The sequence below is a fragment of the Alkalihalobacillus trypoxylicola genome (assembly GCF_001590785.1).
Classification (GTDB): Bacteria; Bacillota; Bacilli; order Bacillales; family Bacillaceae_D; genus Alkalihalobacillus; species Alkalihalobacillus trypoxylicola.
On sequence record NZ_LTAO01000023.1, the window covers coordinates 177886 to 193195 of the forward strand.

Below are 15310 nucleotides of genomic sequence, written 5' to 3' on the forward strand. Positions count from 1 at the left end.
TTTTACATAAAAGGAGCTAACCAAGATGCAAAAGTCAAATTTAATTAACCGCCTTATAAAATATGCAAAAATTGACACCCAATCAAATGAAGAAAGTACGAGTTGCCCTTCAACACCTGGTCAACTAGAATTAGCTCATTTGCTTGTCGCAGAATTAAAGGAAATAGGTATGTCTGACGTTACAATAGATGAAAATGGCTACGTTATGGCTACATTAGAATCTAATACAGAAAAAAATGTGCCAACAATTGGATTCCTCGCACATGTTGATACAGCAACAGACTTTACGGGTAAAGATGTCTCTCCTCAAATAGTGGAGAATTATAATGGAAAAGATATCATTTTAAATCAAGAAAAAAATGTTGTTTTATCGCCAAAGGATTTTCCACAGCTTTCTAAATATGTGGGTAACACGCTAATTACAACAGATGGAACAACTTTACTTGGAGCCGATGATAAGGCGGGGATTGCTGAAATTATGACAGCTATGGAATATCTAATACAGCATCCAGAAATAAAGCATGGAAAAATAAGAGTTGCTTTTACACCTGATGAGGAAATAGGTAGAGGCCCTCATAAGTTTGATGTAAAACAATTCGCCTGCGATTATGCCTACACATTAGATGGTGGACCAATTGGTGAACTTCAATACGAAAGCTTCAATGCTGGATCAGCAAAAATCACAATAAGAGGATCTAATATTCATCCAGGTACTGCAAAAGGGAAAATGGTCAACTCAACCAAAATTGCTATGGAATTAAACCGTCGTCTTCCTGCTGCAGAGGCCCCTGAGTTTACAGAGAACTATGAAGGCTTTTTTCACCTTTTATCGATATGTGGTGATGTCGAGGAAACGAAGCTTAATTATATTATTAGAGATTTTGATTCGGCCGAATTCCAAAAAAAGAAAGATACTCTTCAGTTGATTGTAAATGATTTAAATGCTATGTATGAAGAAGAACGGGTTTTCTTAGTACTGAAGGATCAATATTATAATATGCGTGAAAAAATTGAACCTGTTCGTGAAGTGATTACGAACGCTTCAGATGCTATGAAAAAACTAGATATAGTCCCAATCATTGAACCTATTCGAGGAGGGACTGATGGTTCGCAAATTTCCTATATGGGATTACCAACACCTAATCTTTTTACCGGTGGAGAGAATTATCATGGTAAGTTTGAATTCATCTCTGCAGAAAGCATGCTAAAAGCAACGAAGGTGATTATAGAAATTGTGAAATTATTTGAAGAAAGAACAGAATAGTATGGATGACTGCTTACGAGAACACTTGTGAGTAGTCATTTCTTTATGTGAAAAAACGACCATTCTGGAGATGTGATACTGTGACAGAAGTAACTCTTACTCGGAAACAATATTCAATCATGACTTTTTTATTATTTTGGTGTGGACTCATTATTTTATCTAGTATGTATATGACGATACCACTTCTAACTATTTTTTCGAAGGAATTTTCGATTACTTTAGAGCAGTCGGCCTGGGCTGGCAGCGCTTTTTCCTTTTGTTATGCTATAGGATGTCTACTTTTTGGACCTTTTTCAGATCAATACGGTCGGAAAATTTTTTTATTCACAAGTATTTTTTTACTGTCTTTTATTACCATCGCTATTAGCTTTGTATCACAATTCTATATACTTGTTATTCTTAGAGCATTACAAGGCTTGGTAGCAGCGGCGTTTGCGCCTCTTTCATTAGTTTATGCAGGAGAAATGTTTCCAAAAGAAAAGCGTGTCACTGCTATTGGGTTTATAAGCTTAGGCTTATTTATGGCAGGAATTATTGGTCAGGTATATGTCGGAGTTTTTCAAAAATTTACTCAGTGGTCATATAGCTTTTTATTAATAGGGCTCATTTATCTAGTTACTAGTTATTTTGTTTATCGCTATTTACCTGATGATTTTATACCCACTTCAAAAACGAGTAGTCTTAAACAGGCCGTTCGAAAAATGTATCAGCAAATAAAAGAAAGACAATTACTTTTCGCCTTTCCCATCACTTTTAGTATCTTATTCTCTCTCGTAGGCCTATACACGATGCTTGGACATTATTTATCCCTTCAATACGGCTTACAGGAACAAGATATTCTAATGATTCGAGCAATAGGTATAGTAGGTATGCTTATCTCTCCCTTTGCAGGCAGAATTGCTGCACGGTTTGGTATGCTTCAGACCTTACGAGTAGGACTTATTTTATCGATTACTAGTTTATTATTCATGATTACTCAACCAAACCTTATTCTCATTGTTGTTTTAACGATCTTTTTTGTGATGGGCTTATCTTTGGTTAACCCTATTAATATATCGGTCATTAACTTAATAGCTAACAAAGCAAGAGGTTCCGCTCTTTCCTTTAATGCGTTCATCTTATTTTTAGGAGCAAGTTCAAGTCCAATTATGGCTATATTCCTCCTTAAAAATGAACTGTATCAGCTCGCATTTCTTCTATTTAGCTTGTTTCTGTTTATTGGAATGCTTTCCTCACTATTCATTAAGCTACCCACTTCTATGAACCTACTAAATAAAAATATGAAGAGTGGCTAATAAACTAACAGGTATAGCCGACGACTTTTGCATGGTCGCCGGCTACAATAAATTCAAGCTTTATCAACATAAACCCTTATGTATACATACCTGTGTATTTAGCGTCTTACTAAATTAGAACCTAATTTAAACAAACTGTATAAAAATCCACCTGCCATTACTACACAGAATATTCCAACTAAAACCATCATAACTGCTGACAATATTAACACCTCCTTTTAAATCTTTAAAAGTCTGTTTTTTCTTCTCTAGCGTCTAAAGAATTACCTGCATCTGTTAACTTCAGTGTCTTCTGATGCTCTAGCTCTAGTGCTTCGTTCTGCTCAAGCTTTTTCATTTCCAGCTCTAATTCTAGCTCTTTCACTTCAAGAAGTCGTTCCTTATGATCGTAATCTTTTTTTACTGCATACCCACCTAAAAACAAACTAGGTACAATAATACCTAAAACAATGATAACAAAAGGATCCATAAAATTACTCCTTCCCACTCAAAAGTTATTTAACTATTCGTACAACTATGATACGATTTTACCATTAATAACCTGGAGGTATGATATGAAACGTTTTCAAAACAAAATAGCAAAGTTCCTATTTTGGAGTGGTTGTATCCTTACTATCTTAAGCATCGTCATTACAAGCATTCAAACTTATACCGAATATCAGCTTTATTATTCAGATGATTTCTATTACGATGATGACAGATTTATACAATTGCTTAATCATTTCATCACGTACATACGCTTTAATCATAATCAGTTTTTATTTAGTTTATTTTTAATTGGCTTTGCTGAAATTATTGAAATTTTTTTCAAAAGAAACTCAACACCTGCTTCTTCTTACATAAATAACTCTGTGAATGAAACAGATGAAATAAGTATAACAACAGAAGCTAATGAGATACAAGCTCTATCAACCGAACAAAAAACTCAAGTTGTTACCTTTTTTGAGCAGCTCGGATTAGATGTTGATGAAATAATCCCGTCTCCGTTCGAAGGATTTTTAATCGTTCAGATTCATGATGATTTCCATCTAGTTGAAATGGGTGAATTTCAGCCCAAGATATTAAAAATAAACAATTATCCTGAAATTGCCGAATGGTTTCATCAACAAAACCCAAAGCATAAATAGTATGTTAATCATTTTCTCAAGGCTTTGTCATATGTTTTTCTTTAACATACTCTTCATATACTCGGTCTGCTATCGATTGCTTGGTTTTATTGGACAAAAGCTCATTGTGAATATCCTTCACCATTAGTGCAATCCACATGTTCACCCCTAATAAAATGCCTAAGCATAATATCGCTCCAAAAATGGGGTTTAGCATAAAAGCTAATAAACTGATTAAAGTGCTAAGAATGACTAAAAGTAATAATTTCAAGCTGCTTTCACCTCTTTAGTAACCTAACGATATAACTTTATAATTTCTGTTTATTATTTTATCATATTCTTTTTTGGTTGCATGAAGTAATTTATTTCAGATGAGGCAAAAAAACTAAGCGAATTGCTTAGTTTTTTAAATATTCTGCGTCTTATTTCTATGAATCGGCTACTTTCACTTCTTTATTAGTCGAGGTTTTTTTAAGAAGCAGTTCAATTTCATCTATTTTAGGCAAGGCTCTTAAGCGCTTATTTAAATAATAGTAAATAGCCACTATGACTAAAGCTATTCCTGCCAAAATGATAGGGTAATGAAGTTCGATTGTACCCACAAACCCACCAAAAAGGGAGCCTAATGGTGTACAGAGGCCAGCAATACTGGAGACGACCGTAATCACTCTTCCTACCAACTTAATTTCAACTTTTGATTGTATAAGTGAAAAAATAAGAATATTGACTACCGCTATCCAAAAGAATGCAATAGCCATTAATACAATTCCTATTGATGAAGGAACTAATCCGACACCAATCATACATAATCCTGAGAATATGAAGCAAATAACGATCATTTTTCCGAAGGCAATATCTTTTAATAATGGAGTAAGCATAGAGCCTATAAGCATTCCAAATGTTAAAGCCGCTAAATAATAACCATAATAATGTTCAGAGCCACCTTGCTGTAAGGAGAACGCTGGTAATATAGCAAAGAGTCCACCTGTAAAGAAGTTAACCACAATAGCCGGCACAACTACTTTCTTAAGATGTGACCCCCAAATGACTTGAAATCCCTCGGATAAATCTTTTTTGTAACGTATCACATTACTTTGAAGAGTGGTCTTCTCTAAAGTAGTAGGCTCTATTTTAAATGTAAATAGCATATAAAGAAAGCCTGTTAATCCGTGACAAACAGCTGTTATCATAACAACCTCTGCATTTCCAATAAAAGCAATTACGAGACCTGCAACCGCTAAAAAAACAATATCTAGGCTTTCCCTCAGCATATTCATAAGAGAATTAGCTCTTACAACATTTTCCTCACCAACAAAAGCGGGCACTAGCGTTGATTCAATCGGGTAAGTAAATTGGGAAATCATCGCTACCAAAAACATGATACCTATGACATAAAATACATGTAGGCTTTCAACCATATATAATAGAGGGATGCTTAATAATAAAATCGACTTAAGAAATTCGCAAACTATTAAGCCTTTTTTATATGAAATATAATTAGCAAATGGTGCAATTAAAAATCCAATGATATTAGGAATGTTAATAAAGAAAAAGGTTAATCCGGAATAAAAAACATTATTCGTTAGTTCTAAAACGAGGAGCATCGCTGCAACTGAATAAATCCCTGTTCCTACTGCTTTGATGAAGGTTCCCGATAACAAAACACTATAATTCCGCGAAAATAAATTCAAAGCTCCTCCTCCTCTACTTTTAGAAAGCTCAGCTTTAAATGATAACTATCCTTTGATTCATGTGAATAATTCACCGATAATTTCAAGTATTTCATAAGAAGCTCATTATAATCCTCCTTAAACTGCTTCAAATTCTCTTCGCTAAAATCAATATATGTCTGATACTTATCTACTTCAGTCTCTTCTTCTGTTTGTGTGGGCTGCTCCCCTTCTAACCTAAAATGGGTTGCCTTTGAACGATAATATTTTTCGTTAATCCCTTTATTTTCTCTAACCTCGGTCAGTTCAATAATTCCCATCTTATAAAGCTGCTGAATATGGTAATGAATAGAGCCAGGTGTTTTGTCTAATGATTCAGCAACTTGTTTTGAAGTTAGCTCTTTTTCTGAAAGAAGATAGATAATCTTTGAACGCAATGGATGTGAAATAAGCTTCTGTTGCTCTAAATTGATACTCATCATTTTTTTCTCCATCATATAACCTCCGTTTATCAATCTACAATTATTATATGATCTAATTTTTTAGATCGCAACCACTATTTTAAATTAATCTAATTTTTTAGATCATTTATACTTACTATAAAATTCTAGCTTATTCTCATCTTACCTAAACGAAAAGGGCCTATTCTTAGATTATTTTCGTAACCTTCAGAATCGCCCCTCTAACCTACTAAATATTTTCTTGTTTTAATACATCGATAATATTTTCCTTTTTTACCTTGGAGATAGAGTACAGCATCGCTAACCCTACTATCATGAATACACTTACCATAACAATCATAATTTCAATCCATGGTAAAGTAAATGTATAAGAAAAGGCATACTGATTACTCATATAAATCAAGTACATAATGATGACGCTAATAGGTAGTCCATACAAGATCGCTTTCATTCCAAAAAACAGACTCTCAAATCGAATCATTTTATTAAACGCTTTTGGAGTCATTCCCATTGATTTCAGCATCGCAAATTCCCTTTTTCTCAGTGCAATACTTGTTGAAATCGTATTAAAGATATTTGCTACCGATATTAGCGTAATCAATGTGATAAAGCCATACATAAATATTGACATGATTTTCAACAAGTTTTCATCAGCTTGTCGTTGCATATAAGTGTTTGTAATATTCATAAAATCTATATTGTCCATTAGTTCAAGTTGCTCCTGTGTTGCAATCGGATCGTTCGATTGAATATACAATGTATGATTAACATATTCCATTTGATCGACTATACCTTCAAAAGCAGCTGGAGATACGATTAGAATAATACTACCTAAGTTAGAGTAAAAATTTCCTAATGGCAGTTCATTGGTAAGAGCTCCAATCTCAACTTCTCCATATTCATCCACAACCATATCATCGATTTCTTCAGAATAAGTGGTGAGTTCTAATTGCAGAGTATCGCCTTCCTGCAATTTTATGGATTCACCTTCTACATACTTTCCTTGTTCTGCATTTTCATATTGTATTTGATTAACCAATATAGCTTGATGTTGGTTTGTTTGGTCAAAATCCTCTACGTCTAAACCAATACTTGTGACGTATTGTTCAAACATGTTTTGATTCATTGAAACCAAGTCTACACCATAGCTATACTTGCCATTCACTAATTCCTCTGGTACTTCCTCGATAGATTGTAATAGAGAGTCAGGTAAATACTCTTTCTCAACATTTGTAGTAAGGTAAATCATCTGGTTTAAACTCTCTGCTGTTATTCCCTCTACTTGATCAAGCTTTGATAGAAGCTCATCCAATTGACCACCTGAATTATGAGAGGATATACTAATATCAAAATTTACGGTCTCCTGTGAAAGCTCCATCGATTTAGATAAACTATAGGAAAAATAAGAGACGGTTAAAAACAAAATAATACTAGTCATTAAAGAAAATACCGTTACATAATATCTTTTTTTATTTCTTTTTATATTTTTTAATGCAATCTCTGCTTCTATTCCGAAGAAATTTTTAATAAAAGATGATGTTTTGACTGTTTTTTTACTTAGTTTAATATCATGAGACTGACGAATAGCATCAATAGCTGTAATCTTAGAAGCTCTCTTCGCTGGTATATAGGTTGAAATGAAAATAGTTAAGGTAGAGATGAGTACCGAAATGAGAATCGAAACAGGGGAAATCACTAAGGACATCTCTTGATCATAACCTATACTACCTAACAAAGAGTTAACGAAAATTAACGTGACTCCTATTCCGGTAATTCCTGCAATAATACCAATCGGTATACTAATAGCACCAATGATAAAACCTTCAAAATAAACCGAGTTTCTTTTTTGGCGCTTAGTCGCCCCCACACTCGATAGCATCCCCAAATAACGAGAGCGTTCTGAAACAGATATTGCAAAAGAGTTAAATATGAGCGAGATGGAACCAATCATTATAACAACCATAATAATGGATAAGAGACCATACATCGTTGCTTGGACATTGTCATTAATCGTTATTCCCTGATATCTCAATAATTCATGATTAAAATCTACATTTTCGATTTGATGTTCTTTTGCAAATCGTTCTCCCTCTTCAAAAACGGTTCTTTTCACTTTATCTAATGTTACATAGCCAAAGTAATCAGCAGAAGATAATGGGGACTGCTCATTTAATAGAGAAATAATTGAATAGCCCGAGGACCAATAATGATCCCAAAGTGGTTCCTCTATAATCCCAACAACACTATATTCTTTCTTTTCTAACTCAATTAGAAACTCCTTATTCTCTCCATCAATAGTGTATAATGAGCTGTTTTCTCCTTTATTTATAAAAAAGTCATCGTATTTAGCTGAACGAGCTCCTATTTCTAATTCTAATGTATCCCCTACTTCTATCAACTTCTCGGAACCATTCAACATCTCTTCAGAGATTACTACTTCACTGTTGTTTTGTGGTAAGCGCCCTTCCAATAGCTGAACTTGCATTTGCTCAAAGGCTGACAAATTCAGTTCATTAATATATAAGTAAGGTTTATTTTCATCTGTAGGTTGTTCTAAATAAGCATATCCTATATCTCTAATCAGAGACAGTGACTTCGTATTCGCTTCATTATGAATACTTTCAATCTGCTCTTGATTCAACTCATTATACATGACATGCCATTCACCAAATGTCTTAATCGTATCTCGCTGTAGCATATTTAAAAAAGAAGAACCCAAAGTAGCAACAGCAACAACCATTGCAACTGAAATAATCGTGCCAACAATGGTAATAAGTGTTCGCTTCTTATTCTCCTTTAAATGCCTCAAAGTAACTTTATTAACGATATTCACGACCTTATCACCTCATCTTTAGCAATGACACCATCCTCAATTGAGATAATTCGATCGGCTTGAAGAGCAATTCGGTCATCATGAGTAATCACGATTAAAGTTTGATTATATGTTTTGTTAAATAATTTTAGTAAATCGACAATTTCCTTACTATTTCTACTATCTAAATTACCAGTCGGTTCATCAGCTAGCATAATGGAAGGATTACCCATTATTGCTCTTCCTATTGAAACCCTTTGCTGCTGTCCACCAGAGAGCTGATTAGGTAGATGATTTAACCTCCCCTCTAAACCAAGTAGCTTGACGGTTTCTTGAAAATGCCTTGGGTTGACCTTATGAGAATCTAATAATAGTGGCAGCATCATATTTTCTTCGACAGTAAGAATCGGTAACAAATTGTAAAATTGATAGATGAGCCCAATTTGTCTTCTACGGAAAATCGCAAGCTGTGTCTCATTTAATTGATACATGTCTGTCTTATCAATAAAAACCTTCCCAGTCGTAGGGGAATCGACTCCCCCTAGAAGGTGTAAAAGTGTTGATTTCCCAGAGCCAGATGGACCTATAATAGCAACAAATTCTCCTTTATTTACTGAAAATGATACTTGGTCTAGTGCTTTTACCGCTGTGTCACCTTTCCCATATGTTTTTGACAGATTTTCTATTTTTAATATCTCCATCATTAATCCTCCAATATTTCTTTTGATGCTACTAACTATATCTGTTTAAGGTGACGATGCAGTGACTATTTTGGTGACGAATTAGTCACTTTACCTAAAATGGTTTTCAGTTTCTGATTTCCTTATAAAATTTGATATAAAAAGTGGTCCCTAGCCCATACTCACTTTCCACTTCAATGTCTCCCCTTTGACTTGTAATGATCGTATGAGCCATAGCTAAACCAATTCCTACACTGCTTTCTGAAGCGTTACTACCTCTATAAAATCTTTTAAAAATATAAGGTACATCCTTTTTTTCAATTCCACTCCCACTATCCTTTATTTTTAATTCTGTATAGAGAGCATTTTCTTTATAATCAATTGTAATGGTTCCTTTTGCATTCGTATGCTCAACTGCATTTTTTAACAGGTTTATAAAAGCTTCCTTTGTCCAATTTTTATCTCCTATAAAAGAAGTGGTTTCTATTCCATTCATTTCGATTGAGAGTTCCTTTAATTCAATTGGAATTAAGATAGGAATTAAGGCATCTTCTACTAATTGCTTCATATTCATTTTTTCTTTTTTAAAGATAATTGTACCAGCATCTATTTTTGATAATTTCAATAAAGAAGAGACTAACCAATCCATTCTTTCCAATTGAAATTGAATATTCCTTACAAACTCTTTTCTTTTTTCGGCATTGATGGTTGAATTGCTTAATAAATCCGCCATCACCGTCATAGATGTTAGAGGCGTTTTTAACTGATGAGATATATCTGATATCGCATCCGTTAATTTACTTTTATCATTTTCAAGACTATTACTATAATTCGATAACTTCATGGTTACCTTATATATTTCGTTCTTTAATAAACTTAGCTCTCCCTCTTGGTTATCACGAATATCTAGTGAATAATCACCAGCAATAATTTCTCTTAAGTAGCTAGATAACTTTGCCATTTCCTTATACCTCCATGTGATAAAAAGAAAATGTACACTAGCGAAGACTACTCCACAAACTAAAACATATATAGCTGCAAGACTAGAAATAAGTAAGGCACCACCTGTAGCAACTAGCAGGAGAAAGGGGTACAACAAGAGGATGATTCTAATCTCTTTATTTCTTAACATGCTGTTCTCCTATTCTATACCCAATTCCACGAACTGTCTGAATGAGTAGAGGGTTCTGAGGGTCGTCCTCCATTTTTTCACGAAGTCTCTTAATATAAACAGTGAGTGTATTATCATTAACAAAATCCCCTGCCGCATCCCAAATCAATTCTAATAACTGTGACCTTGTTAGAACTTGTCCTAAATGATTGGCAAAAATCATTAAGAGGCGATATTCGAGTGCTGTTAGGAACAATTCATCTTTATCCTTGAATACCTTGCCCTCTAATGGATGAATGGATAAATCTCCTATTTTTATAACGGTGTCGTCTTTTGGGTCTTGCGTCACATCCGAATGACGTTTATATCTTCGTAAAACACTGTTAATTCGAGATAGTAGCTCTCTGATACGAAATGGCTTCGTTATATAATCATCCGCCCCCATGTCTAGACCTAATACCACATTCACTTCATCATCCACTACCGTTAAAAAAAGGACAGGGGTATCAGATTTTTCTTTAATTAATTGACAAAGCTCGTAGCCCGAACCGTCTGGTAAAGAAAGATCTAAGATACATAGAGCAATGGAAGAAAGCCGTTTCTCAATTACTTCCTTTGCAGAGCTTACATTATGACAAAGAATAACATCAAATCCCTCTTGTTCTAAGGAATATTCCAATCCTGATGCAATCGTCTTATCATCTTCAACTACTAATAATTTCATTTTTATCAGCCACCTCATGGAAATCTTTCTATGTTTTTTCCGATAAAAAATCCTATCTTCTTCCTCATTATACATAGTATAATCATATATCATTCATTTTTATAAAAACGTTTTTTGATTTATTTAATTGAGTGAATTTCTTCATGTCTCTATAAGTGAATGAAGCCTAACGTTTCTTATAAAATATATTTTGAATGTTTGCAAATTACTCGTAGATTGTAACGGTAGGTAGTGACTCCCAAAGGACCAGCGCAGTCTGAAGATCCACTATGACGAAGCTCTGCGTAGTCAGAGTTAGCTGAAGAAAAGCCCTTGGGAAAGCATCTACCTAAAGTGGAAATCAAAAACCTAACCGTACGGTCTTCATTAAAAGACGAACCTTGGTGAATTAACTCGTCTCGTAGATTGTAACGGTAGGTAGTGACTCCCAAAGGACCAGCGCAGTCTGAAGATCCACTATGACGAAGCTCTGCGTAGTCAGAGTTAGCTGAGGACAAGCCCTTGGGAAAGCATCTACCTAAAGTGGAAATCAAAAACCAAATCGCTTGGTTTTCATTATAAGATATAAATGATGAAATGGATTCAATTACTTATTTTTAAAGGAGGAACCAAACTTGATTGAGGGAGTAAGTCATATAACCTTTATTGTTAGGGATTTAGAAAGAACTAGTAAATTATTTAAAGATTTATTTGATGCGAGAGAAGTTTATAATAGCGGCGAAAATACCTTCTCTCTTTCCAAAGAAACGTTTTTTATCATTGGTGGGCAATGGATCGCCATCATGGAAGATGAAAATATTGTGAATAAAACGTATCACCATATCGCATTTAAAATTCAAGAAGACGATATCGATTTTTATTTAAATAAAATAGCCAAACATCAATTAGAACTTAGACCTCCTAGGAAAAGAATAAAAGGAGAAGGACACTCTATTTACTTTTATGACTACGATCAAAATCTGTTTGAACTTCATACAGGCACACTAAATCAACGCTTAAGTACCTATAAGAAGGCACTACATAATGTAGAATAGTAACTAAAACAAAAAAAGAGATGGTAAACAACCATCTCTTTAAGCATCTTCTTTAATATCCATTATTTCCTCATAAGTATTTAAATAGAATGCTTCTAACAAGCCTTCCAATTGGCTATTTAGGGAATGGTATTGCTCATCCGCTCGTTCAACGATCGAGTAAAAGGCACTTTCACTCTCTTCACTCGGATTGTCTTCTAAATCTTGGAACGCTTTCCATATATCTAACCCATACTGATTAATAATTTCTGCATATTGATGAGCACCTATTTCCTCTAAGCTTGTTGATAACGATTTAAGATAAGAATCAGCTCCTGCTTCTTCCCATTCATTTTGATGCCAATTCATCAACGATTCATGACCACCGCTCTCAAGCTCGTTAAAATAAATGGTTAACCTCTGCCCTTTTAAAAATAGCTCCTCTTTATTCGTTTGCTCCACATCACTAAATACTTCAATCATCACATTCCATATATCTGTACGTTCTTGCAATTCGCTTCTATTTACTATAGGCTTCACTATTTTCAACGCCTTCCTTATTTTTGTTTCATACGTTTATTTTAAAGGAAGTTGCTTTGGCTGCCTATCTTTTTATAAAACCATTAGGTCATAGCGAGCCAATCAATAATTAGTTGAAGTAGTGCTAGCTGGCTTAATCCATTTTGATAGTAAACCGTGCTTAGGTGAGAATACGAAACTAAAAATAAAAACAAGTCCAGTAGCAAAGGCCATAGATCCTGATATGGAAGTATCGAGCCAAAATGCGATATAATAGCCGACGATAGAAGAAATGACACCAAAGCTTGCACTTAAAAGCAGCATAATCGATAGCTTTTCCGTCCATAGATAAGCAGCGGCAGCAGGGGTAATCAGCATAGCAACGACCATAATGGCTCCGACAGCATCGAATGAAGCCACTGTTGTTATGGACACAAGGCTCATAAATAAATAATGTAAAAAGACGACCGGCAAGCCTAAGCTGGCTGCAAGAGCAGGATCAAAAGAAGTAATCTTCCACTCTTTATAAAGTGCAAATATAAAAAAGAGCACAATTAGCAACACAATAAAAAGCATAACGGTTGTTTTAGGAACCTGACCTAAAAAAGGTAATGAATACGTATCAAATGGTACAAAGGTAATCTCTCCCATTAGCGCATGCTTTACATCTAAATGAGCATTCCCGACAGATGTAGATATTAATATCACAGCTAATGCGAATAAGGTGGTAAAGACGATCCCCATTGATGCATGTAATTCTATATCAAGTGAATGAAGCCATTGAACAAGAAAAGTCGTTAATAACCCTGCTAAAATGGCGCCAATTAACATATGTGGACCCGTCACGACTCTTGTCATCATAAAAGCGACAACGATCCCTAACAATACCGTATGACTAATCGCATCTGACATCATTGCCATTTTTCTTAAAATCAAAAAGACTCCTATTAAACCACATGAAAGTCCAACTAAAGAGGCGGTCAAAATAATCCATGCTGTATAATACAATTAATTTGCCTCCTTTGCCTTCATTTGACTAACTTCCCTTTGATGTTTTTTAAATTGAATATGCTTAATGACTATACCTCTTTCTTTTCCTAACACAAGTGACACAATAAAGAACAGGGCTGCCATCATTACTATGAAGGGACCCGTCGGCCAGCCTCTTCCTAATGCACTAATGGCCGTTCCTAAAACACCAGAAAGTCCGCCTATAGTAGAAGATAATACAACCATCCATTTAAAGGATTGCGTCCAATATCTTGCGCTTACAGATGGTATGATTAATAATGCAGCAATTAATATAACACCTACAGCTTGTATTCCAATGACTATTGTTGTAACCAAAACAATGGTATATAAAGCATTCATCCCCTTAATAGAAAAGCCAAGACCTTTCGCAAACTGAGGATCAAATAAAAAGATTTTCCATTCCTTAAAGAAAAGGAAAATAATTGCTAAAACGACTACTGCTAAAATAATCATCGTATGAACATCAGAACGGACCATCACGGCTGCCTGACCAAATATAAAGCTATCTAACCCACTTTGATTACCACCTGGTAATCGATTCACAATCGTTAAAAGCATAATACCTAATCCAAAAAAAACGGATAATATCATCCCCATCGCCGTATCCTCTTTTACTCTTGTTGAGGAACGAATCCATTGGATAAAAAGGGCCCCAATTAATGCACTACCCGCTGCACCGATAATAAGTACAAACAGATTTTTCTCACCTATAATCATAAAAGCAATAACGACACCAGGAAGAGCTGCATGGGCTAGAGCGTCACTCATCAAGCTTTGTTTTTTCCAGTAAGCTAGACAACCAACAGCTCCAGCAGCAATTCCTAAAATCATCGTACTAAAAAGTACCCACTGTGTATTACTACTGAGAAGAATCGACCACATGCATATTCTCCTCCTCAATGAATATCATATTGCCTCCATATGTCTTGGATATGTTTTCAGGGGTAAATATGTCTTCTGTCTTTCCATGCTCCATAACGGTTTTATTTAAAAATAAAACATGATCGTAATATTTTGAAACAGTTTGTAAATCATGATGTACGACCAGTACGGTTTTTCCTTTTGATTTTAGCTCTTTTAGAGTAGCCATAATCGCTTTTTCTGTTGCCGCGTCAACACCTGCTAGTGGTTCATCCATAAAATACAAATCAGCATCTTGCACAAGAGCTCTTGCTAAAAATACTCGTTGCTGCTGTCCACCAGAAAGCTGACTAATTTGCCGATTCGCATAATCAGCCATTCCCATTTTTGCTAACGCCTCATAAGCACTTTTTTTATGGTGACGAGAGGGTCTTTTTAGCCAACCAATTTTCCCATACAATCCCATCGTCACTACATCAAGAGCATCGGTTGGAAAATCCCAATCAACAGATCCACGCTGCGGAACATAGCCTATTCTTTTTTTCGCTTTTTGAAAGCCCTCACCAAAAAACTTTACATCCCCCTTCAATGAAGGATGTAACTGTAGTAATGATTTAATGAGGGTGGATTTACCAGCTCCATTTGGACCAACAATACCCGTTAGGGTGCCTTGCTCTACTTTAAAATGCACATTATCTAATACGGTATTTTTTTGATAGGATGCCGCCAAGTCCTTTACATCAAGGACTATATTGTTCATTT

General features: G+C 34.9%; 16 protein-coding genes. 4 read left to right on the forward strand and 12 right to left on the reverse strand.

All coding sequences use genetic code 11. The features are described 5' to 3' along the window. Window positions 1-25 precede the first annotated feature (25 nt). Window positions 26-1264 (forward strand): peptidase T, encoded by a 1239-nt coding sequence (gene pepT / locus AZF04_RS13435; protein ID WP_061949160.1) that lies wholly within the window; start codon window positions 26-28, stop codon window positions 1262-1264. An 80-nt stretch (window positions 1265-1344) separates the two neighbouring features. Beyond that, window positions 1345-2559, forward strand: a complete 1215-nt coding sequence (locus tag AZF04_RS13440; protein ID WP_061949161.1) for an MFS transporter — start codon at window positions 1345-1347, stop codon at window positions 2557-2559. 226 nt (window positions 2560-2785) lie between these two features. Here AZF04_RS13440 and AZF04_RS13445 read toward each other — a convergent pair whose 3' ends face one another. Next, the gene (locus AZF04_RS13445) at window positions 2786-3028 is read right to left on the reverse strand and encodes a hypothetical protein (protein ID WP_045481502.1); all 243 of its coding nucleotides are present in this window, start codon (window positions 3026-3028) and stop codon (window positions 2786-2788) included. An 85-nt stretch (window positions 3029-3113) separates the two neighbouring features. Between AZF04_RS13445 and AZF04_RS13450 the strand changes: the two genes are divergently transcribed. Continuing rightward, a complete protein-coding gene (locus tag AZF04_RS13450; RefSeq protein ID WP_061949162.1) occupies window positions 3114-3686 on the forward strand; it encodes a hypothetical protein in 573 nt (190 codons plus the stop codon). A gap of 16 nt (window positions 3687-3702) precedes the next feature. Here AZF04_RS13450 and AZF04_RS13455 read toward each other — a convergent pair whose 3' ends face one another. From AZF04_RS13455 to AZF04_RS13485, 7 genes are all read right to left on the reverse strand, one after another. Continuing rightward, window positions 3703-3936, reverse strand: a complete 234-nt coding sequence (locus tag AZF04_RS13455; protein ID WP_061949163.1) for a hypothetical protein — start codon at window positions 3934-3936, stop codon at window positions 3703-3705. 157 nt (window positions 3937-4093) lie between these two features. Beyond that, window positions 4094-5356, reverse strand: coding sequence for an MFS transporter (locus AZF04_RS13460; RefSeq protein WP_061949164.1), 1263 nt, complete (start codon window positions 5354-5356; stop codon window positions 4094-4096). Then, window positions 5353-5829 (reverse strand): ArsR/SmtB family transcription factor, encoded by a 477-nt coding sequence (locus tag AZF04_RS13465; RefSeq protein ID WP_082795413.1) that lies wholly within the window; start codon window positions 5827-5829, stop codon window positions 5353-5355. Before AZF04_RS13465 ends, AZF04_RS13460 begins: the two co-directional genes overlap by 4 nt. Window positions 5830-6025: 196 nt before the next feature. Next, window positions 6026-8629, reverse strand: a complete 2604-nt coding sequence (locus tag AZF04_RS13470) for an ABC transporter permease (RefSeq protein WP_061949165.1) — start codon at window positions 8627-8629, stop codon at window positions 6026-6028. After that, window positions 8626-9309, reverse strand: a complete 684-nt coding sequence (locus AZF04_RS13475) for an ABC transporter ATP-binding protein (protein ID WP_061949166.1) — start codon at window positions 9307-9309, stop codon at window positions 8626-8628. The genes AZF04_RS13470 and AZF04_RS13475 overlap by 4 nt, the downstream gene beginning before the upstream one ends. Window positions 9310-9415: 106 nt before the next feature. Beyond that, window positions 9416-10420: a sensor histidine kinase gene (locus AZF04_RS13480; protein WP_061949167.1), complete on the reverse strand. Its 1005-nt coding sequence runs from the start codon at window positions 10418-10420 to the stop codon at window positions 9416-9418. Then, window positions 10407-11123 carry a response regulator transcription factor gene (locus AZF04_RS13485; protein ID WP_061949168.1) on the reverse strand — a complete coding sequence of 239 codons (717 nt, stop codon included), beginning with the start codon at window positions 11121-11123 and terminating at the stop codon, window positions 10407-10409. The genes AZF04_RS13480 and AZF04_RS13485 overlap by 14 nt, the downstream gene beginning before the upstream one ends. A 614-nt stretch (window positions 11124-11737) precedes the next feature. Between AZF04_RS13485 and fosX the strand changes: the two genes are divergently transcribed. Further along, the gene (gene fosX, locus AZF04_RS13490) at window positions 11738-12157 is read left to right on the forward strand and encodes a FosX/FosE/FosI family fosfomycin resistance hydrolase (protein ID WP_061949169.1); all 420 of its coding nucleotides are present in this window, start codon (window positions 11738-11740) and stop codon (window positions 12155-12157) included. 39 nt (window positions 12158-12196) lie between these two features. Here fosX and AZF04_RS13495 read toward each other — a convergent pair whose 3' ends face one another. From AZF04_RS13495 to AZF04_RS13510, 4 genes are all read right to left on the reverse strand, one after another. Then, entirely contained in the window at window positions 12197-12676 is a 480-nt protein-coding gene (locus AZF04_RS13495; protein ID WP_061949170.1) for a hypothetical protein, read from the reverse strand. A 102-nt stretch (window positions 12677-12778) separates the two neighbouring features. Beyond that, window positions 12779-13663 (reverse strand): metal ABC transporter permease, encoded by an 885-nt coding sequence (locus AZF04_RS13500; RefSeq protein WP_061949171.1) that lies wholly within the window; start codon window positions 13661-13663, stop codon window positions 12779-12781. Continuing rightward, entirely contained in the window at window positions 13664-14569 is a 906-nt protein-coding gene (locus tag AZF04_RS13505; protein WP_061949172.1) for a metal ABC transporter permease, read from the reverse strand. Beyond that, window positions 14547-15308: a metal ABC transporter ATP-binding protein gene (locus AZF04_RS13510; RefSeq protein ID WP_061949173.1), complete on the reverse strand. Its 762-nt coding sequence runs from the start codon at window positions 15306-15308 to the stop codon at window positions 14547-14549. The genes AZF04_RS13505 and AZF04_RS13510 overlap by 23 nt, the downstream gene beginning before the upstream one ends. Between the last annotated feature and the right edge of the window lie 2 nt (window positions 15309-15310).